This is a genomic window from Streptomyces sp. NPDC049813, from assembly GCF_044465085.1.
GTDB lineage: Bacteria > Actinomycetota > Actinomycetes > Streptomycetales > Streptomycetaceae > Streptomyces.
The window spans coordinates 157899-177746 of record NZ_JBITLI010000001.1; the positions used below are offsets into that span (position 1 = coordinate 157899).

The following is a 19848-nucleotide window of genomic DNA, read 5'->3' on the forward strand; positions in this document are numbered from 1 at the left end:
GTCCATGGGCAGCAAGGGCGCGGCAGTGGAGCTGGAAGCGGGCGGGCGGACGGTGCGGCTGTCCAGCCCGGACAAGGTGTACTTCCCCGAGGGCGGGGCGTCGGGGTACACGAAGCTGGACGTGGCGCGGTACTTCCTGTCCGTGGGGGACGGCATCCTGCGCGCGCTGCGCGAGCGCCCCACCACGCTGGAGCGCTACCCCGAGGGCCTCACCGGCGAGTCCTTCTACCAGAAGCGGGCCCCCAAGAACCTGCCCGACTGGACGCCGACCGCCACCATCGGCTTCCCCTCCGGGCGCACCGCCGCCGAGATGTGCCCCACCGAGGTCGGTGCCGTGCTGTGGGCGGCCCAGTACGGCACCCTCACCTTCCACCCGTGGCCGGTGCGGCGCGGCGACCTCGACCACCCGGACGAGCTGCGCATCGACCTCGACCCGCAGCCCGGCACCGACTACGCCGACGCCGTGCGTGCCGCGCGTGAACTGCGGTCCGTGCTCGACGAGTTCGGCGGCCTGCGCGGCTGGCCCAAGACCTCCGGCGGCCGGGGCCTGCACGTCTTCGTGCCCATCGAACCGCGCTGGACCTTCACCCAGGTGCGGCGCGCCGCCATCGCCGTCGGCCGGGAGCTGGAGCGCCGGATGCCCGGCGAGGTCACCACGGCCTGGTGGAAGGAGCAGCGCGGCGAGCGCATATTCGTCGACTACAACCAGACGGCACGGGACCGCACCATCGCCTCCGCCTACTCGGTCCGCGCCCGGCCGCACGCGCCCGTCTCCGCCCCGCTCACCTGGGACGAGCTGGGTGACGCCGAGCCCCGCGACTTCGACATCTCGACGATGCCCGCGAGGTTCGCCGAGGTCGGTGACCTGCACGCGGGCATGGACGACGAGCACCACAGCCTGGAGGCGCTCCTCGCCCTCGCCGACCAGGACGAGCGGGACCGCGGCCACGGCGATCTGCCCTATCCGCCCGAGTATCCGAAGATGCCCGGCGAGCCCAAGCGCGTACAGCCGAGCCGGGCCAGACACGAGGCCTGACCCGGCTCGGCTCACGGACGTGAACTCAACGACGCACTACGGCAGTTCCTTCACCCGCACGTCCCGGTACGAGACGACGTCCGAGGTGCTGTGCACCTGGAGCCCGATGTAGCCGGAGGAGTAGCGCCGGCCGTCGGTGCCCGGGTCGTCGCCCCGCGGGGGTTCGAAGACCTGGCCACCGGTGTTGTCGAACTCGTTGATCAGCACGCCGTTGCGGTAGATGGAGAAGTGCTGGTCCACCACCTTCACCTCGTAATCGTTCCACGTGCCCTTCTGGGTGACGCCCGCGCCCGCGAGGCCGACCCGGTCGAAGCCGTAGACCGAACCGGTCTTGTACATGTCGCCGTCGGGGCGGTCGAGCACCTGGATCTCGTGCCCGTACTTGATGGCGACCCACTCCGGGTTCGGCTCCTCGGGGTTGTCGTGCACCCACGGGAAGCGGACGAAGACACCGCCGTTGGCGTTGCCGGTGCCCGGGGCGTCGTCACGCCACTGGAGCTTGAGCGAGTAGTTCGCGTACTTGCGCTGCGGGAACCAGAGCATGCCCATGCCGTCCACCGTGGTGCTGCTGGTGATCGACCCGTCGGCGTTCCGCTCGAACTTGCCGCCGCCGACCTGCTCCCACTTCGCGAACTGCTCCTGCGTGCCGTCCAGGATCTTGGTGTAGCCGTCGGTCTGGCCCGGCGTACCGATCGGGGACTGCTTCGCCGCCTTGTTGATCTTGTTGTACTCGCGCTGGTCGACGACGCCGTCCTTCAGGAGCCTGTCGGTGACCGTCTTCACGTGCTTGACGAACAGCGCGTGGGACGTCCACTCCTTCTCGTCCTCGATCAACTCGCCGATGCGGCACCGGTTCTCGGTGAGGCGGTTCGGGATGCCGGTGTCCGTCGTGCCCACGAAGACCGTGGCACGCTCGTCGAACTCCGCGCAGTCGGGCGCCGGGACGCCGCCGCCCGAGGCGACCGCGAAGACGAACTGCGTCGCCTGCGAGGTGTTGCCCGCCTTGTCGCTCGCCCGGTAGGACACCGCGTGCGCGCCCGGCCGGTCCACCACCACGGGGGCGGTGTACGCGAGGTAGGGACCGCCGTCGAGCGAGTACTCGATCTTCGCCACGCCGGAGTCGTCGTCCGCCGCGGTCACGGTCAGCTTGGCGCTGTTGATGTACGCGCCGTCGGAGTTCTTGCTCCCGGCGACGGAGAGCGAGACCGTCGGCGCCGTCGTGTCCTGGGCGGGCGGCGCCACGACCGTGAAGTCCAGCGACTTCTCGGCCGCCGCGTTGCCCGCCTTGTCCGCGGCCCGGTAGCGCACCGTGTACGCGCCCGGGTCGTGGACCATGACCGGGGCGGTGTACGGCTGCCAGGCGCCGTCGGCGCCGAGCGCGTACTCCACCGTGTTGACCCCCGAGCCGGTGTCCGAGGCGGAGACCGTCACCGTGGCCATGCCGACGTAGGCGCCGGAGGCGTCCTTGTCACCGGTGACCGTCGCCGAGGTCTCCGGCGCCGTCGTGTCGTCCGTGTCCGGGGCGACCACCGTGAAGTCGAGCGACTTCTCGGCTGCCGCGTTGCCGGCCTTGTCGGTCGCCTTGTACGTCAGGGTGTGCGCGCCGACCTGGTCGACGACGACCGGGGCGGTGTACGGCGTGTAGGCGCCGCCGTCCAGGGCGTACTCGATCTTGTCGACGCCCGAGCCCGCGTCGGTCGCCGTGACCGAGACCGAGGCCGACCCGATGAACGCGCCGTCGGCGTCGGTCTGCCCCTCGGCCTTCGCCGAGGTCTCCGGCGCCGCGGTGTCGTCACCGCCGCCGCCGTCCGTCACCACCAGGACGCCGCTCATGGACAGGTGCCCGGGGATCGTGCAGTGGTAGTGGTAGCGGCCGGGGGAGAGGGTGACCTCGGCGGTGTGCTTGCCGCCCTGGTCGTCGTTGGGGTTGGCCAGGATGTTCAGCGGTACGTCGTTGTTGTACTCGGGGTCCGACACGTCGAACGTCAGCGTGTGCGGCATGCCCGTGGTGTTGCCGGTCGCCGCGCTGTTCTCGAAGACGATGGTCGCCTTGCCGGCCACCGCCGTCGCCGGCGCCGAACCGTACTTCGTGATGTCGTCGCCGGCCGTCCAGGTCAGCACCTGGTCGGCCGCCGCGCCGGGCGCGGGCGCCGCCGTCGCGGCGGGCAGCGCGCCGAGCCCGAGGCACATCAGCGCGGCGGCGATCAGGGCCGTCAACAGCCGGTGTCTGCGCGGTGGTTGCGGATGGAATCGCATGCTCATCAACCCTTCCCGACCAGCTGGCCGGCGGCCGGGGTCGCCTCGCCGCCGGTGTACGTGACCTTCCACAGCGCCGACTTGGAGTCGGAGGTGAAGAAGCCGCGCCCGTAGTCGAGGACGTACAGCGCACCGTCGGGACCGAACTTCCAGTCCATCAGGTTCTTGATGCCGTCGTTGCCGATCGGAATGATCTTCTTCAGGGACTCGGAGTGGACCGGGATCGATCCGTCGCCGTGCGTCTTGGGGTCGGTGAGGACCGCGTTGCGCGGCTGGCCGTCGTCGTAGAAGTCACCGACGAACCACTTGCCGTCCCAGTAGCTCGGCCACTTGCCGGCGTCCGGGATCGACGCGTCGTAGCGGTAGACGGGCCCGTCCATGGCCGCCTGGCCGCCGCCCTTGAGCCACGGCAGGAGGTACTTCGCCTCGGACTGCTTGTACGAGGGGACCCCGTTGGCGTCGCGCGGGTAGTCCGGCGCGCCGCCCTGCGGCGAGTACCAGATGTTGTTGCCGGTGACCGGCGGCAGGTTGACGAGACCGTCGTTGTTCGGCGACTCGTTCTTCGGGTGGTCGCAGTCGTACCAGCCCAGCGGCTTCGTCGGGTCGGGGAGGTTGCGGTCGCGGTAGGGCTGCTTGTTGCCCATGCAGTACGGCCAGCCCCGGTTGCTCGGCTTGGTGATGACGGCGAACTGGTCGTACTTGGCCGGGCCCCACGTCGTCGACGGCTCGCCGGCGTCCGGGCCGACCCAGCCCGCGTACAGCGTGTCGGTCTTCTTGTCGATCGAGATGCGCGCCGGGTTGCGCACGCCCATCACGTAGATCTCGCCGCGGGTCTTGCCGCCGCCCTCCGCGGTCTCCTTGCCGGTGAAGAGGTTGCCCTCCGGCAGGGAGTACGTCCCGTCGTCCTCGGGGTGGATGCGCAGGATCTTGCCGTTGAGGTTGTTGGTGTTGCCCGCGGTGCGGCGGGCGTCGGCGAAGGAGACGCCCTTGTAGTTCGGCTGCGGGTTGTTGCCCGAGTACCCGTCGCTGAACTGCGAGGAGTTGTTGTCACCGGTCGCGATGTACAGGTTGCCCTTGGAGTCCCAGGCCATCCCGCCGCCCGCGTGGCAGCAACTGTGCACCTGCACCGGCCACTTGAGCAGCACCTTCTCGCTGCCCAGGTCCAGCTTGTTCGTGGCCAGGTCGAGCGTGAAGCGCGAGACCTGCCGCGTGGCCATCTGCTTGTCGCGGTCGAGCCCCGAGTGCGGCGTGTAGTGCAGGTACACCCACCCGTTCTGCTCGAACCGCGGGTCCAGCTCGATCCCGAGCAGCCCCTCCTCGACCTTGACCAGCTCGTCGCCGCCGCCCTTGTTGCCGAAGACGGTCAGCGCCCCGGCGAGCGTCACCTTCTTCGTCTTCGGGTCGTAGACGTGGATCTGGCCGGTGCCCTTGCCGACGTTCGGGTCGTTCCAGTCGGTGACCACCGGTTGCGAGGAGTCGGCGCCGCCCCGGCCGATGTAGAGGATGCGGCCGTCGGGGGCGGTGACGAGCCCGTGCGGCTCGCCGATCTGGTCGTTCTGCCCGGCCTGGTTGGGCTGGGTGAGGCGCTCCGCCTTGTAGTTGGCGTTGATCGCGGCCTTGCAGTCGGCGCGCACGATCCGCGACGTCCACAGCAGGGCCCCGCGCAGGTGGTCGCGGAAGTCCATCTCGTCGAACGAGGCGACGGTGCCGCCCATGCCCGTGTAGAAGGACCGGCCGCCGTCGTAGTCACGGCACCACGAGACCGGGTGGTCCGCGCCGTTGGCGCCCTCGCCCGGCTTGTAGGTGGACTCGTTGACCCGGGCGACCGTGTGCACGTCGCCGGACGGGTTCTTCGCCCAGTTCAGCCACTGGTCGGGCCGCTTCCACTGGACCGGCAGGTCCTTCGTCGCCGGGTTCTGCCGGTCGCCGACCTCGACGGTCGCGCGCTGCACGGCGGCGGGAGACGAGCCCGCGGGCCGGGCGCCGATCAGACCGGTGAACCAGTCGGAGTACGGTTCGGCGCGCGCCGCGTCATGGATGCCGACGAAGCCGCCGCCCGCCTCCATGTACGTCTCCAGGCCCGCTTCCTGGTCGGCGTCGAGGACGTCGCCCCCGCCGGTCAGGAAGACGACCGAGTTGAAGCGGCCCAGCTTCTTGGCGTTGGTGAAGACCGAGGCGTCGTCGGTGGCCGTGATCGTGAACCGCTGGTCCGCGGGGCCCGAGCCGCCGATCTTCTCGATCGCCTCGATGCCCGCGTTCACCGTGGGCGCTTCGTCGCCGCCGGCCGCCGAACCGTAGAACACCAGCACGCGCGGTGCGGCGCCGCCGGGCGGCGACTTGATGGACATCGTTGTCACAGACGGACCCGGATCCGGGTACGCGCTGGCGGCGGGGCCGCTCAGCAGCCCGGCGGCCAAGGCGCCGACGGCGACCCCGGCCGCCGTCAGGCGACCGCGTCTGCTTCTGCTCGCTCTGAACTCTCGTACGGGCAACGGCTTCTGATGCGGTGTTCGCCGCATGAATTCACCCATCCCTCATCGGACGCAGCACAGCGCGGTGAAAACTAGACCTCTTTGCATGGTTCGCCAATAGGTATGACCGCGATTCCACAAACTTTGTCCTGAGTGTGGATAAACGAAGATCACCTGGCTACCGTGCTCACCGCGACGTGAAGGACCGTACGGAGTTGGGGAGTTGAGGGTGACGGTGAACGACCACGAACCACGCGAACTGCGCGACGAACCGAGCCGGACGAGCGAGGGGGAGCGGCGCGCGCTGAGCCGGCGCATGCTGATCGGCGGCGCGGTGGCGGCGACCGCCGGTGTGACATCGTTGTCGATCGCCGCCTCGGCCCCCGAGGCCGTCGGCGCCGACACTCCGCCCCGCACGGCCCCGGCGGGCGGCGAGGTCCGGCATCTCACGCTGTACGCGGAGAAGCTCGCGGACGGTCAGCTCGGCTACGGCTTCGAGAAGGGCAAGGCGTCGGTCCCCGGCCCCCTGATCGAGCTCAACGAGGGCGACACGGCGCACATCGAGTTCCACAACCTCACCGACGTCGACGCCAGCCTGCACGTGCACGGCATGGACTACGAGATCTCCAGCGACGGCACGCGGATGAACCGGAGCCACGTCGAGCCCGGCGGCACCCGCACCTACACCTGGCGCACCCACGCCCCGGGCCGCCGCAAGGACGGCACCTGGCGCCCCGGCACCGCCGGTTACTGGCACTACCACGACCACGTCGTCGGCACGGACCACGGCACGGGCGGCATCAGGAAGGGCCTCTACGGCCCGGTGATCGTGCGCCGCAAGGGAGACATCCTGCCCGACCCCGGCAAGACGTTCACGATCGTCTTCAACGACATGACGATCAACAACAAGGGCATGCACGAGGCCCCGACGTTCGAGGCGACGGTCGGCGACCGCGTGGAGATCGTGATGATCACGCACGGCGAGTACTACCACACGTTCCACATGCACGGTCACCGCTGGGCGGACAACCGCACGGGCATGCTCGCGGGCCCCGACGACCCGACCCAGGTCCTCGACAACAAGATCTGCGGGCCCGCCGACTCCTTCGGGTTCCAGATCATCGCGGGGGAGGGGGTCGGGGCCGGGGCCTGGATGTACCACTGCCACGTCCAGAGCCACTCCGACATGGGGATGGCGGGGCTGTTCCTCGTGAAGAAGGCGGACGGGTCCATCCCGCCGTACGACGATCCCCACCACTGACGCGCGGGCCGCCGGGCCGCGGCGGCCCGGCCCTACAGGTCGGCGGCCCGGTGCGTCACCTGCCCGCCGGCCACCGTCAACCGCACCGGCAGGCCGGAGAGTTCGGTCGCCGCCACGGCGGCCGGGTTCTCGGCGAAGACCGACAGGTCCGCCCGGAACCCGGCGGCCAGCCGCCCCGCGACCCGCTCCTCACCGGCGGCGTACGCCGCGTTGACCGTCATCGCCCGCAGCGCCTCCAGGCCGCCGAGCGCCTGCTCCGGGCCGTGCGGCGGCAGCGACAGATCGCGGCTGGGGCGCCGGTGCCGGGCCCCGGCCAGCACACCGAGCGGCGCGTACGGGGCGATCGGCCAGTCGGAGCCCAGCACGACGTGCGCCCCCGCGTCCCAGAGGTCGCGGCAGCGCCACGCCCGCCCGGCCCGCTCCTCGCCGAGCCGCCGCGACCAGTTGTCGCTGTGGTCGGCGCGGGTGAAGTCGGTGCAGTGCGTGGGCTGCATCGAGGCGACGACCCCGAGCGCGGCGAACCGCCCGACCGTGTCGTCGGGCACCGTCTCGATGTGCTCGACGCGGTGGCGGACGCTCGCCGGGCCGCCGTCCTGCGCCTGCTCGACCGCGTCCAGGACGTGCCGCACGGCCGCGTCGCCGATGGCGTGGGTCGCGGTCCCCACCCCGGCCCGGTGCAGCGCGCCGACCACCCGGGTGTACGCGGCGGGCTCCGGCCAGAACGCGTGCGTCGACTCACCGTGGCAGTCGGGCTTCTCCAGCCACGCCGTGCCGTTGTCGACGGTGCCGTCCATGAACAGCTTCACCCCGGCCACCTGCCACAGCCGGCCGCCGGTGCCCTGCATGGCGATGAGCGCGCGTACCGCGTCGGTGTCGGCGCCCGGCTGGCACCACGGGGCGACGCGCAGCCGCAGCGGCAGTTCGCCGGCCGCGTCGAGCTCGCCGTAGAGCGCGAGACTGTCGCCGTTCGCGTCCATGGCGTGCCCGCCGGTGAGGCCCGCGGCGGCCATCCCGCGCAGCGCCCGCGCGAGCCGTTCCCGGCGCGCCTCGCGGGTGGGCCGCGGGGCGGCGGCCTCCACGAGTTCGCACGCGGCCTCTTCCAGGAGCAGGCCCGTGGGCCGCCCCTGTGCGTCGCAGACGATCTCGGCCGACTGGGCGAAGGTGCGTGGTCCGACGACCCCGGCGAGCTCCAGCGCACGCGGGCTCGCCAGCGCCGAGTGCGCGTCGAAGAGCTGGATGAACGCGGGGACGCCGTCGAGGACGGGGGCGAGCGCGGCGGCCTCGATGGGCCGGTCGCCGAAGACGTTCGGGTCGAGCCCCCACGCGTGCAGCCACTCCCCGTGCGTCAACTGCCGTACGCCCGCGGCCAGCGCGCCGCGCACGGCGTCCAGGTCGGCGCAGCCGGACAGGTCGGTCCCGTGGGTCAGTTCGGCGCCGTGCACCGGGTGCAGGTGCCCGTCGACGAGCCCCGGGGTCACGACGGCGCCCCGCAGGTCGACGCGGAGCGTGCCGGGTCCGGCGAGCGCGCCCACCCCCCGGTCGTCGCCGAGGGCACTGATCACCCCGTCGGTCACGGCGAGCGCGGTGTGCGGGAGGTAGGCGCCGTCGGCCGGGTCGAGGAGCCGGGCGCCGAGGAGGATCAGCTGAGGGTGCATGGAGTTCCTTGAGCGGGGAGGGCCGGCCGTCCGCCCGCGCGGCGAGCACGGCGGGGCGAGCACGGCGAGGGCGGGCGGTGGTGTGTGCGGCGGGCGTACGGGCTGGTTCGACGAGGGCTCCGCGCGTGACGGAGCGGGATCAGGGTCCCAACGCTCCCTGTGGCAGGCCGAGTTCGCGCTCCGCCCAGGTGACGGCCATCCGGGAGACCGCGCGCGGCAGCTCGTCCGTGCCGGCCCCGCCGTCCGCGCCGAGTCCGTCCAGGACGACGAGGATCTGGGACGCCACGACCGACGGCTCCTCCTGGGTGCGGAACTCGTCCCGCGCGACGCCGTCGGCGATGAGCCCGGCGAGCCGCGCCCGCCACGCCGTCTCCTGCTGGACGAGCCGGGCGCGCAGGGCCGGGCGGTGGCGCCGCAGGTGCCGGGCGTTGACCCAGAGCCGGCTGATGTCGTTCCACGCCGGGCCCGAGGTGCGGCCGAGGAACGCGGCGAGCCGCTCCGTGGCCGGTCCCGGTGGGGCGGCCGCGGGGATCAGCGCGTCGAGCTCCCCGGTGGCCGCGGTGCCGAACGCCTCGGCGACCAGTTCCTCGGCCGAGGGGAAGTAGTGGCTGACGAGTCCGGGACGCACGTCCAGCTCCTCGCCGATCCGCCGTAGCGTGATGCACTCCAGACCTTCGGAAAGCGCAATCTCCGCTGCTTTGGCAACGATTTCCGCACGTCTGGCCGCCGGTGACTTTCGAATTCGCTTGCCTGGAACCCTTGACGACATGCCGGTCACGTTATTGAGTGTGCGACCAATAAGCAAGCAGACGGGTCGGGCACGCGACCGGCCGGCGCACCTCGGAGGGCCCGATGGCATCCACGCTTCCCGACCCGTACCCGGACACCGAGGGTGCCGCCGCGCCGCCCTCGGGCCGGACGGGCAGCCGCATCGAGGCACACGGCATCGACCACATCCCCGAGGGCGAACGGCACGGCAAGCCCCGCGACCTGTTCGCCGTCTGGGCGGCCGCCAACGTCAACTACCTGAACCTGGTGGTCGGCGGCGCGCTCGTCCTGATGGGCCTCACCCTGTGGCAGGCCCTCGCCGTGCTGACCGTCGGCAACGCCTTCTGGGCGCTCACCGGCCTGCTCGCCGTGTCCGGTCCGGCCGCGGGCGCCCCGAGCGAGGTCATCACCCGGGCGCTGTACGGCGTGCTCGGCAACCGCGTGAACAACGCCGTCACCGGCTGGACGATCTCCGTCTGCTACTTCGCGCTGAACCTGTCGGCCGCCGCCGTGGCCGCGTTCTCCCTGGTCGAGAAGGCGGGCATCACCGCGAACACCGGGGTGAAGGTCGTCGTCATCGTGGTCATCGCGGCCCTGACGCTCACCATCAGCGTCTACGGCCACGCCGTCATCGTGAAGCTCTACCCGGCGATCACCCTCGCCCTCGTCGGAGCATTCACGGTCGTCGCGGTCGCCGTGGTCCGCCACGCCGACTTCGGGTACACCCCCGCCCACCACGTGAGCGGCGTCGACCTCTGGGCGACGGTCCTCGCGGGGGTCACGCTCATCGCCGCGGGCCCGCTCTCCTACACCACCAGCGCCGACTTCTCGCGCTACCTGCCGCCCACCGCGCCGAAGCGGGCGGTGCTCGGCTGGACCGCGCTCGGCGGCTTCCTGCCCAGCGTGGCCGTCGGCGCCCTGGGCGTGCTCGCGGCCACCACCGTCGACATGACCGACCCGCAGTCCGCCCTGGAATCGATGCTGCCCGCCTGGTTCACCCCCGTCTTCCTCCTCGCCCTCGTCCTCGGCACCATCGCCATCAACGCGCTGACCGCCTACAGCGCGGGGCTCGCCCTCCAGGCGGTCGGCCTGCGCATCCGCCGCTCGGTGAGCGTCCTGTTCGACGGCACCGCGGCGGTGGCGCTCACCCTGTACGGCCTGCTGATCTCGAACTTCCTCGACACCGTCAACAACGTCCTGCAACTGACCGTGGTCCTGCTCGGACCCAGCATGGCGATCTACGCGACCGACATCGTCCTGCGCCGCAACCGCTACGACGGCCGGGCCCTCGGCGACGAGACCCCCGGCAGCGCCTTCTGGTTCCGCGGCGGCGTCAACCTCTCCGGCGCCACCGCGCTCGCCGCGGGCACGACCGCCTCCGCCCTGTGCGTCGACACCCTGTACACCGGACCGCTCGCCACCGCCTTCGGCGGCCTCGACCTCACCCTGCCGGTGGGCATGGCCGTGGCCTGCGCCTGCTACGCCGCCACCGCGCGCCGCGCCTGACCGGATCCTCCCGCGCGGGGGTGCGCGTGCGCCGGGCCCGGGTGTAGACCAGCGGTGACACCTGGGGCGCAGGTACGCGCCGACCCGCCACCGAGGGAGCCGAGTTGAGCAAGGACCGTACGTACGACTACGTCATCGTCGGGGCCGGGTCCGCCGGCTGCGTGCTCGCGGGGCGGCTCAGCGAGGACCCGTCCGTACGGGTCGCGCTCGTCGAGTCCGGTCCGCGCGACCGCAAGCCGGAGATCCGGATACCGGCCGCGTTCCCGAAGCTGTTCAGGACGGCGTACGACTGGGACTACGCCACGGTGGGCCAAGACGCCCTGGACGGCCGGGAGTTGTACTGGCCACGCGGCCACATGCTCGGCGGCTCGTCGTCCCTCAACGCCATGATGTGGGTGCGCGGACACCGCGACGACTACGACGCCTGGGGCGCGGCCGCCGGGCCGCAGTGGGCGTACGACCGGTTCGTCCGCTACTTTCAGCGCGCCGAGCGGTGGAGCGGGCCGCATTCCGGGAAGTCGGTGTACGGCACGCTCGGGCCGCTGCACATCGCCCCGCCGCGGCACGCGAACCCCACCACGCACGCCTTCCTCGCCGCCTGCCGGGCCCGCGGCCTGCGCGACCTGGGAGAGCTGAACCAGGCCGACAACGGCGGCTTCGCCCTCACCCCGGTCAACCAGCGGAAGGGACGGCGCTGGAGCGCCGCCGACGGCTACCTGCGGCCCGCCGCCCGCCGCCCCAACCTCGACATCTACCCCGGCGCCCGCGTCACCCGCCTGGACTTCGACGGCACCCGCGCCGCCGGCGTCGTCGCCGCGGGCGCGGCCGCCGGGACGCTGCGCGCCACCCGCGAGGTGATCCTCGCCGCGGGCGCCGTCGGCTCGCCGCACCTGCTGCACCAGGCCGGCATCGGCGACCCGGAGACGCTCGCCGCCGCCGGCATCGACACCCGCGTCGCCTCGCCCGACGTCGGCCGGCACCTCCAGGACCACCTGTCCTACGCCGTCACCGTCCGCTCCCGGCGCCCCGTCACCCTCACCGGCGCCGACACCCCCGCCAACCTCGCCCGCTTCCTGCTCGGCGGCCGGGGACCGCTGACCTCGAACATCGGCGAGGCCGTCGCCTTCCTCACCACCCGGCCCGAACGGGACGCCCCCGACATCGAGCTGGTCTACGCGCCGGTGCCGTTCGTCAACCACGGGCTGACCCCACCGGCCGAGCACGGGCTCACCCTCGGCGTGGTCCTGCTCCAGCCGCGCAGCACGGGCCGGATCACGCCGACGGGGGCGGGCGCCGACACCAGGCCGCGCATCGACCCCGGCTACCTGAGTGACGAGGACGACCTGCGCACGCTCGTCGCCGGGGTGCGCCGGGCCGAGGAACTCCTCGCCGACGCCGCGCTGGCCCCGCTGCACGCGGGCCCGCTGGCCGGATATCCGGGTGTGGTGGACGACGCGACCCTGGCCCGCTCGATCCGGGCCCACGCCGAGACCCTCTACCACCCCGTCGGCACCTGCCGGATGGGCGCCGACGCGGGCTCCGTCACCGACGAGCGGCTGCGGGTGCGCGGCGCCGAGGCGCTGCGCGTCGTCGACGCCTCCGTCATGCCGCGCATCACCCGCGGCCACACGCACGCCCCGACGGTCGCCCTCGCGGAGAAGGCCGTCGAGCTGATCCGCGAGGACGCCCGCTCCTGACGCGCGGTGCGGGGCGGCCGGACGGGAGCGGTCAGGAGCCGACGCTCACCGTGAACCGGCGCGGGTTGCCGTCGTTGGCCGCTCCCGACACGTCCGCCTGGCCGTCGGGACGCACGTCGTCGTACGGGAAGGCGTAGCCGATGGGCGAGTTGGCGTGCACGATCCGCGACCAGTGGTTGGTCGTGGCGTCCCGGTAGTAGTCGCCGGAGCCCGCCCCGTTCGGCTGCTGGGGGTGGGTGAGCATGATGCTGCGGTTGAATCCGGCGGCGAGCCGGGCCAGCAGCCCCTTCTTGTCGTCGGAGTCGGCCGGGTTGTTGGTGAACGGCCCGTGGTTGCAGGTGAAGATGTCCTTGGACGTCGGCTTGGTGAAGGTGTGGCCGCCGTTGAAGGTGAGCGTGTCGCCGCTGACCCGGCCGGTGAACACCCCGCGCCCGCCCTGCAGGTCGATGCGCAGGTCGGTCGAGCGGTACTTCTCCCACACCTGGTCGATGTAGCTGTTCCACACGGAGCGGAACGGCATCTGGTCGGGCCGGTCGAAGTACGGCGCCATCAGGTTCTGCGGCGAGATGACGCGCAGTACCTTCCCGTCGCCCCCCTTGATGACGAGCTTGTCCCAGGGCTGTCCGTCCTTGGCGGCCTGCGCCGTGAGGTCCGCGGCGATCCGCTCGACGGCGCCGTCCGGCAGCGGCGCGACGGTGTGGGTGGAGTCGCCCTCCAGGGTCAGCCCGATCGGCAGGGCGGTCACGAGGTCGACGTAGCTGATGTTGGCGTACAGCTGGGAGGAGTTGAAGGTGAACTCGCAGAACGACCAGGTCTTGCCGTAGTTCGCGTCCGCCGGTGTGGCGAAGGCGGGCTCCACCAGGCCCGGGCCCGGGTTCAGGAAGAAGTCCAGCGTGTCGTCGCGGACGAAGTAGACGCGGGCGCCGTACATCTGAGGCAGCGTCACCACCTTGGGCGCGCCCCCCGCGCCGTTCAGCGGGATCGCGCAGTCCACCGGGAGCGGGGTCTGGGGGGCGCTCGGTGAGGCGGGGCGGTAGACGCTGCCGTCGGCGCGCAGCAGCGCCCAGTTGCCGGAGGGCTCGTGGCCGGTGACGTACGCGCGTACGGTGCCGGGCAACGACTTGTTCTGCAGGGCCAGTTCACAGGTGGCGGGCGCGGCGCCCGCGGTCCAGGCGGGGACGGACAGGGAGGCGGCGGCGGTGGCGACGGTCGCCCCGGCGCCGGCGAGGAACATCCTGCGCGATATCACGATCGCTCTCCAGAAGTGTGGGGGGACGTGTGGGGAGCCCCACTGTGGCGAGCGGCATCAGGAGCGTCAAGACTTATGACGGGGAGCGCTCCCACCAATTGTTTACGTTCAAAAGGTGAAGCGGAGGCGGCGCGGGCGCATTGGTCCGTACCTGCCCTGGTCAGAGCGGCGCGACGGCGATTGTCAGTGGGCGGTGCCAGACTCGGCAGTCCAGGAAGAAAACCCTCGACGAGGAGGGCACGACCATGATCACCACGGATTTCGTGCACGGCGCACCGACCTGGCTGGACCTCGGCACCCCCGATCTGGACGGGGCCGTCGCGTTCTACGGCGGGGTCTTCGGCTGGCAGTTCCGGCCCGGCGGAGCCGAGACCGGTGGGTACGGAATGTTCCTGCTCGACGGCCGGACGGTCGCGGGCGGCATGACCGTCACCGCGGACCAGGGCGCACCGGCCTGGACCGTCTACTTCGGCAGTGCGGACGCCGACGCCACGGCCAAGGCCGCCGAGCAGGCGGGCGGCACCGCCCTCCTCCAGCCGATGGACGTGCTCGACCAGGGCCGGATGGCGATCCTGGCCGACCCGACGGGCGCCTCCTTCGGCCTCTGGCAGCCCGGACAGCACCGGGGTTTCGGCCACGTGACCCAGGACGGCGGGCTGAACTGGGTGGAGCTGTACACCCCGGATGTCGCCGCCGCGAGGGAGTTCTACGGCTCGGCCCTCGGCTGGGGCACCTTCGACGTCGAGTTCCCGGGTGGCTCGTACACGACGGTCAACCCCGCGGGCCAGGACGAGAACGCGATGTTCGGCGGTATCGTCCCGCTGGACGCCGACCCGGCCGAGGCGCAGGCGGGCCCGCACTGGACGCCGTACATCCACGTGCCGGACGTGGACGCCGCGGCCGAGGCCGCCCAGCGGCTCGGCGGCACGGTGCGCTCCGGGCCGGTGAGCATGGCCGGGGTGGGCCGCCTCGCGAAGCTCGCCGACCCCTCCGGCGCGGGCTTCGCGGTCATCAAGGGCGACCCCGAGCAGACGTAGCAGGGACGGGCGGTGCCGCCCGGCGCGCCGCGTTGATCGTTCGTTGATCCGGCGTTTTTCACCGGGCGGCACCCTCGTCCTCATGCACGCGAACACCACACTCCCGCCTGCCGGACCCACCTGGCACGAGCAGGCCCTGTGCGCCCAGACCGGCGGGGACTTCTTCTTCCCCGAGCCGGGCAGCTCCGTCCGCGAGGCCAAGCTGATCTGCCAGATGTGTGAGATCCGCCCGGCCTGCCTGGAGTACGCCCTCACCCACGACGAGCGGTTCGGCGTCTGGGGCGGCCTCTCCGAGAAGGAACGCCACCAGCTCAGGCGGAGGTGACCCGGGGGCCCGCGCCGTCGGGGGGGTATCTCCACCCGGGGTTCCACCCTTGGGTCCAGGTGCCGGAGGCCTTGGCGCAGCAGGCTTGAGGGCATGACAACGACCGAGTGGATCACCGACATCGCCCTCCTTCTCGTCGTCTTCCGGCAGCTGCGGGAAGGCCGGCTCGACCTGCGGACCTTCCTCATCCCGCTGGGGATCGTGGCCTTCGTGGCGTACTCGTACCTCGACACCGTCCCCACCGCGGGCAACGACCTGGTGCTGATCGCCGTCCTCACGGCGGTGGGCGCGGTCCTCGGCATCGCCGGCGGCCTCTGGACCCGTATCCGGGCCTCGGGCGAGCACCTGCTGATCAAGGCCGGGGCGGTCTCGGCGACCCTGTGGGTCCTCGGCATGGGCGCCCGGATGGGCTTCCAGCTGTGGACCGAGCACGGCGGCGCCGACACCGTGGGCCGGTTCAGCGCCGCCCACGCCATCACCAGCGAGCAGGCCTGGGTGGCGGCGTTCGTCCTGATGGCGCTGACCGAGGTGGTCACCCGCCTGGCCACGATCTACCTGCGCAGCCGCACGGTGCGCCCGGCCCAGCACGCCGGGACCGGCGCACCCGCCGCGCCCGTTCTCGACCACACCCGGTGACCGTGCGTTATCGTCTGGCCGTGCCCCCATCCGAGACCGGTCAGCCGCCCGGAGCGGCCCCCGACGAGGGGGCCGCCCCGCGGCCGATCCCGGGCCACGACCTGCGCACGCAGTGGATCGCGAGCCTGGGCCTCATCGTCGCCGGAGCCCTGACGATCCGGCCCATGGGGCTCAGCGGGCAGGGCCTGGCGGTCGCCGTCCTCTACGTGGTCAACTGCGCGGCGCTGCTGGCCCGCCGGCTCCCCGAGGCGAAGGTGCCGCCGCGGGTGGCCCTGGTCTGGCTGACGCTCGGCGTCGTCGCGGCGGCCGCGCTCCTGTGCGTCAGCCGCACCGGCACGGCCTACCTCTTCGCCTTCTTCATCGCCGGGCACATCGGCTACCGCCTGGAGACCCGGCCGGCCCTCGTCCTCGCCCTCTGCTGCAGCCTGCTGTGCGCCGCCGCCCTGTACTTCGGCCCCGGCCCGCACGAGGATCAACTGCCCTGGGCGCTCGGTCTCGTCACGGGCGTCCCCGTCGTGATCGGAGTCGTCAACCGCAGCCGGCACCGCGCCATCCGGGCGGCGATCTCCGCGGCCGAGTCCGCCGAGCGGGCCGCCCGGGCCGAGGCCCGCACCGCCGTCCTGACCGAACGCGGCCGGATCGCCCGGGACGTGCACGACGTCCTGGCCCACTCCCTGGCCGGCATCAACATGCAGCTGGAACTGGCCGACGCCCTCCTCGACACCGGCGACCTGGACAAGGTCCGCGAGGCCAACGACAAGGCGCACAGCATGGTCAAGGAGAGCCTGAAACAGGCCCAGTGGACAGTGCACGCGCTGCGCGAGGACGCCCTGCCGCTCCTGGAGAGCCTGACCGCGATGATCGAGTCGTCCGGCCACCGCGACGCCCTCACCGTCACCGGGACCGTCCGCGAGGCACCGGCCCAGGTCACCCAGAACCTGCTGCGGATCGCCCAGGAGGCGCTGACCAACGCGGCCCGGCACGCACCCGGCGGCCCCGTCGCGGTGCGGCTCGCCTTCGCCGCGGAGTCGATCACGCTGCGCGTGCGCAACGGCCCCGCCGCCCGCCCGGCGGCCGCCGCGGCCGGCAGCGGCATGGGACTGATCGGCATGCGCGAACGGGTCGCCCTGGTGGGCGGCACCCTCACCACGGGTCCGGTCGTCGAAGGGCCGGACCGAGGCGGCTGGCAGGTGGAGGCAGTGATCCCGCGATGAACGAACAGGCCGAGAAGCAGCAGAAGGTGCGGGTGGTCGTCGCCGACGACCAGGCCGCCGTCCGGGAACCGCTCGCCGCGGTGCTCGGGCTCAGTGGCGACATCGAGGTGGTCGCCGCCGCCGCGGACGGGGCGCAGGTGCTGGCCGCGGTGGCCGGCGCGGCGCAGGTGGACGTGGTCCTGATGGACCTGCGCATGCCGGTCATGGACGGCACCGAGGCGACCCGCCGGCTCAGCGAGGAGCACCCCGAGGTGGCCGTGGTGGTGCTGACCACGTTCGCCGACGACGACTCCATCCTGGCCGCGCTGAGCGCGGGGGCCCGCGGCTACCTGACGAAGAACGCGGGGCGCCAGGACATCGTCCGGGCCATCCGGGCGGCCGCCGCCGGACAGTCGGTGCTCGACCGCGAGGTGCAGGACCGGCTGCTCGCCACGGTGCGGACCAAGGCCCCGGCGCCGGGCGGGGAGCTGCCGGCGGACATGACGCCCCGCGAGCGCGAGGTGCTCACCCTCATCGGCCGCGGCCTGCCCAACCGGGCCATCGCCGAGCAGCTCTTCATCAGCGAGGCCACGGTCAAGACCCACATCAACAACCTGTTCGCCAAGGCGGGGATCCGGGACCGGGCGGACGCCGTGCGCCGCGCCATCGCGGCGGGTCTCGCCTGACGGGGGCAGCCCCCGGTCAGCGGCCGGTCAGGGCGGACAGCTCGGCCTCGTAGAGCAGCGCGGGGTCGAAGCCCATCCCGGTGAAGTGCCCGGCGGCCTCCAGCGACAGGACACCGTGCAGCCGGGTCCAGACCGACAGGGCGCGGTGGAGGGCCGCGGGCGGCGCCGGGTGGGCGCCCGCCCAGTCCCGGTGGGCCGCGAGGTGAGTGTCGAACGGCGCCGGGGGGCCGTCCTGGGGCAGCTCCGCGCACGCGTCGAGCAGGGGCGCCATGATCTCGCGGGCGACGGCCGTGATGTCGTCGGGCGCCTGGTAGCCGGGCACGGGCGTGCCATAGACGAGCAGATAGCGGTGGGGGTCGGCCAGGGCCCAGCCGCGCAGGGCGTGCGCCAGCGCGGAGAGCCGGGCGCCGGGCCCCTCATCGGCGGTGACGGTGGCGGCGGTGGAGCGGAAGAGGTCGGCGAGGCCGCGGTACGCGTCCCCGACGAGCTCGGTGATCAGCTCGTCGCGGCCGGCGAAGTAGCGGTAGAGCGCGGGCCCGCTCAGGCCCATCAGCTTGGCGATGGCGTTCAGGGAGAGCGCGGAGGCCCCGGCCGTGCGGACCTGCTCCCACGCGTGGTCCTTGATCTCCGCGCGCACCTGGGCGCGGTACCGCTCGCGGGGGGTCGTCGTGTCCGCCATCGCCTACCACCTTTCCGCACGGCCGCCGGGGCCGCGGCGCCGCAGATCGGTGAGAAGCTATCACGATGGTGACGAGCGCTCTCGGCGCCGATGCTTCCCTGCCCCGGCTGACCGGCTGACCGGCTGACCGGCTGACCGCGCCCCCTCCCGGGGGGCGCGGCAGGTGTCAGGCGGACGCCGCGCGGGCGGCCAGCCGCGCCTTGCGGGCGGCGAGCTTCTCGTCGAACTTGGCGGCCTCGCTGTCGAGCCCGTTCAGGAACAGGCCCAGCTCCTCCTGCGCCTGGAGCCCCTCCGGGCCGAGCCCGTCGATCTCCATGATCTTGAGGAACCGCAGCACCGGCTGGAGCACGTCGTCGTGGTGGATGCGGATGTTGTAGACCTCGCCGATCGCCATCTGCGCGGCGGCCCGCTCGAAGCCGGGGATGCCGTGACCGGGCATGCGGAAGTCGACGACGACGTCGCGCACGGCGCGCATCGTCAGATCGGGGGCGATCTCGAACGCGGCCTTCAGCAGGTTCCGGTAGAAGACCATGTGCAGGTTCTCGTCGGTGGCGATACGCGCCAGCATCCGGTCGCAGACCGGGTCGCCCGACTGGTGGCCGGTGTTGCGGTGCGAGATGCGGGTGGCCAGCTCCTGGAAGGCGACGTAGGCGACCGAGTGCAGCATCGAGTGCCGGTTGTCCGACTCGAAGCCCTCGCTCATGTGTGCCATGCGGAAGTTCTCGAGCTTGTCGGGGTCGACCGCGCGCGAAGCCAGCAGGTAGTCGCGCATGACGATGCCGTGCCGGCCCTCCTCCGCCGTCCAGCGGTGCACCCACGTGCCCCAGGCGCCGTCCCGGCCGAACAGCGACGCGATCTCGTGGTGGTAGCTGGGGAGGTTGTCCTCGGTCAGCAGGTTCACGATCAGCGCCGTGCGGCCGATCTCCGTCACCTGCGACTGCTCCTTCTCCCACGCCTCGCCGTCCTCGAAGAAGCCGGGGAAGTTGCGCGCCGCGGACCAGGGCACGTACTCGTGCGGCATCCAGTCCTTGGCCACCTTCAGATGGCGGTTGAGTTCCTGCTCGACCACTTCTTCCAGCGCGTGCAGGAGGCGGGCGTCGGTCCAGGTGGTCGACGAGCCGAGGCGGGGGGAGATGACGGTCACGAGGGCTCCTGGGGGACGGAGGTACAGCGAGCGGTATTACCTACGGTGTCGTAGGTTACGTTGCCGTAGGTTAAGCGCTCGATAAAGAGCGGAGCCACGCTTGGGGCCCCCGGAGCCGGACTGAGAGGCACGTCACACCGCCTCTCAGTCCGCTCGCATCCCGAAATGTCCGCCACGAGGTGCTTGTAGCCCGGACGGCGCTCATCATGCACGCCCCGCGGGCCGCGGCGGAATCCCCCGCCGCGCGGC

Annotated in this window: 16 protein-coding genes; 9 read left to right on the forward strand and 7 right to left on the reverse strand. The window is 72.3% G+C overall.

Features of this window, described 5'->3' with window-relative positions; all coding sequences use genetic code 11:
• The first annotated feature begins 4 nt into the window (after positions 1-4).
• The gene (ligD, locus tag ACIBW6_RS00620) at positions 5-1036 is read left to right on the forward strand and encodes a non-homologous end-joining DNA ligase (protein ID WP_399055010.1); all 1032 of its coding nucleotides are present in this window, start codon (positions 5-7) and stop codon (positions 1034-1036) included.
• A gap of 36 nt (positions 1037-1072) precedes the next feature.
• Here ligD and ACIBW6_RS00625 read toward each other — a convergent pair whose 3' ends face one another.
• Together ACIBW6_RS00625 and ACIBW6_RS00630 are read right to left on the reverse strand one after the other, a co-directional pair.
• A complete protein-coding gene (locus tag ACIBW6_RS00625; protein ID WP_399056347.1) occupies positions 1073-3292 on the reverse strand; it encodes an OmpL47-type beta-barrel domain-containing protein in 2220 nt (739 codons plus the stop codon).
• 5 nt (positions 3293-3297) lie between these two features.
• Positions 3298-5811: a ThuA domain-containing protein gene (locus tag ACIBW6_RS00630; protein ID WP_399055013.1), complete on the reverse strand. Its 2514-nt coding sequence runs from the start codon at positions 5809-5811 to the stop codon at positions 3298-3300.
• 268 nt (positions 5812-6079) lie between these two features.
• Here ACIBW6_RS00630 and ACIBW6_RS00635 point away from each other — a divergent pair, with 268 nt between their 5' ends.
• Entirely contained in the window at positions 6080-7024 is a 945-nt protein-coding gene (locus ACIBW6_RS00635; protein ID WP_399056349.1) for a multicopper oxidase domain-containing protein, read from the forward strand.
• Between the two features lie 32 nt (positions 7025-7056).
• Here ACIBW6_RS00635 and ACIBW6_RS00640 read toward each other — a convergent pair whose 3' ends face one another.
• Positions 7057-8679, reverse strand: coding sequence for an amidohydrolase (locus ACIBW6_RS00640; RefSeq protein WP_399055015.1), 1623 nt, complete (start codon positions 8677-8679; stop codon positions 7057-7059).
• Between the two features lie 139 nt (positions 8680-8818).
• On the reverse strand, positions 8819-9448 hold the full coding sequence (locus ACIBW6_RS00645) for a TetR/AcrR family transcriptional regulator (protein ID WP_399055017.1): 630 nt from the start codon (positions 9446-9448) through the stop codon (positions 8819-8821).
• 83 nt (positions 9449-9531) lie between these two features.
• Between ACIBW6_RS00645 and ACIBW6_RS00650 the strand changes: the two genes are divergently transcribed.
• Together ACIBW6_RS00650 and ACIBW6_RS00655 are read left to right on the forward strand one after the other, a co-directional pair.
• Entirely contained in the window at positions 9532-10953 is a 1422-nt protein-coding gene (locus ACIBW6_RS00650) for a purine-cytosine permease family protein (RefSeq protein ID WP_399055020.1), read from the forward strand.
• 104 nt (positions 10954-11057) lie between these two features.
• Positions 11058-12650 carry a GMC family oxidoreductase gene (locus ACIBW6_RS00655; protein ID WP_399055022.1) on the forward strand — a complete coding sequence of 531 codons (1593 nt, stop codon included), beginning with the start codon at positions 11058-11060 and terminating at the stop codon, positions 12648-12650.
• Between the two features lie 31 nt (positions 12651-12681).
• Here the strand turns inward: ACIBW6_RS00655 and ACIBW6_RS00660 are convergent, their stop codons facing one another.
• Positions 12682-13899, reverse strand: a complete 1218-nt coding sequence (locus ACIBW6_RS00660; RefSeq protein WP_399055025.1) for a glycoside hydrolase family 64 protein — start codon at positions 13897-13899, stop codon at positions 12682-12684.
• A 245-nt stretch (positions 13900-14144) separates the two neighbouring features.
• Here ACIBW6_RS00660 and ACIBW6_RS00665 point away from each other — a divergent pair, with 245 nt between their 5' ends.
• The 5 genes from ACIBW6_RS00665 (at position 14145) to ACIBW6_RS00685 (ending at position 17776) form a co-directional block, all read left to right on the forward strand.
• Positions 14145-14936, forward strand: a complete 792-nt coding sequence (locus ACIBW6_RS00665) for a VOC family protein (RefSeq protein WP_399055027.1) — start codon at positions 14145-14147, stop codon at positions 14934-14936.
• An 82-nt stretch (positions 14937-15018) separates the two neighbouring features.
• Positions 15019-15261, forward strand: a complete 243-nt coding sequence (locus ACIBW6_RS00670; protein WP_399055029.1) for a WhiB family transcriptional regulator — start codon at positions 15019-15021, stop codon at positions 15259-15261.
• A 93-nt stretch (positions 15262-15354) separates the two neighbouring features.
• Positions 15355-15897, forward strand: a complete 543-nt coding sequence (locus ACIBW6_RS00675; RefSeq protein WP_399055030.1) for a hypothetical protein — start codon at positions 15355-15357, stop codon at positions 15895-15897.
• A gap of 2 nt (positions 15898-15899) precedes the next feature.
• On the forward strand, positions 15900-17111 hold the full coding sequence (locus tag ACIBW6_RS00680; protein WP_399055033.1) for a sensor histidine kinase: 1212 nt from the start codon (positions 15900-15902) through the stop codon (positions 17109-17111).
• Positions 17108-17776 (forward strand): response regulator, encoded by a 669-nt coding sequence (locus ACIBW6_RS00685; RefSeq protein WP_399055035.1) that lies wholly within the window; start codon positions 17108-17110, stop codon positions 17774-17776. The genes ACIBW6_RS00680 and ACIBW6_RS00685 overlap by 4 nt, the downstream gene beginning before the upstream one ends.
• A gap of 16 nt (positions 17777-17792) precedes the next feature.
• Here ACIBW6_RS00685 and ACIBW6_RS00690 read toward each other — a convergent pair whose 3' ends face one another.
• Together ACIBW6_RS00690 and ACIBW6_RS00695 are read right to left on the reverse strand one after the other, a co-directional pair.
• Positions 17793-18455 (reverse strand): TetR/AcrR family transcriptional regulator, encoded by a 663-nt coding sequence (locus ACIBW6_RS00690; protein WP_399055037.1) that lies wholly within the window; start codon positions 18453-18455, stop codon positions 17793-17795.
• Positions 18456-18621: 166 nt separating this feature from the next.
• Positions 18622-19599 carry an acyl-ACP desaturase gene (locus ACIBW6_RS00695; protein ID WP_399055039.1) on the reverse strand — a complete coding sequence of 326 codons (978 nt, stop codon included), beginning with the start codon at positions 19597-19599 and terminating at the stop codon, positions 18622-18624.
• Between the last annotated feature and the right edge of the window lie 249 nt (positions 19600-19848).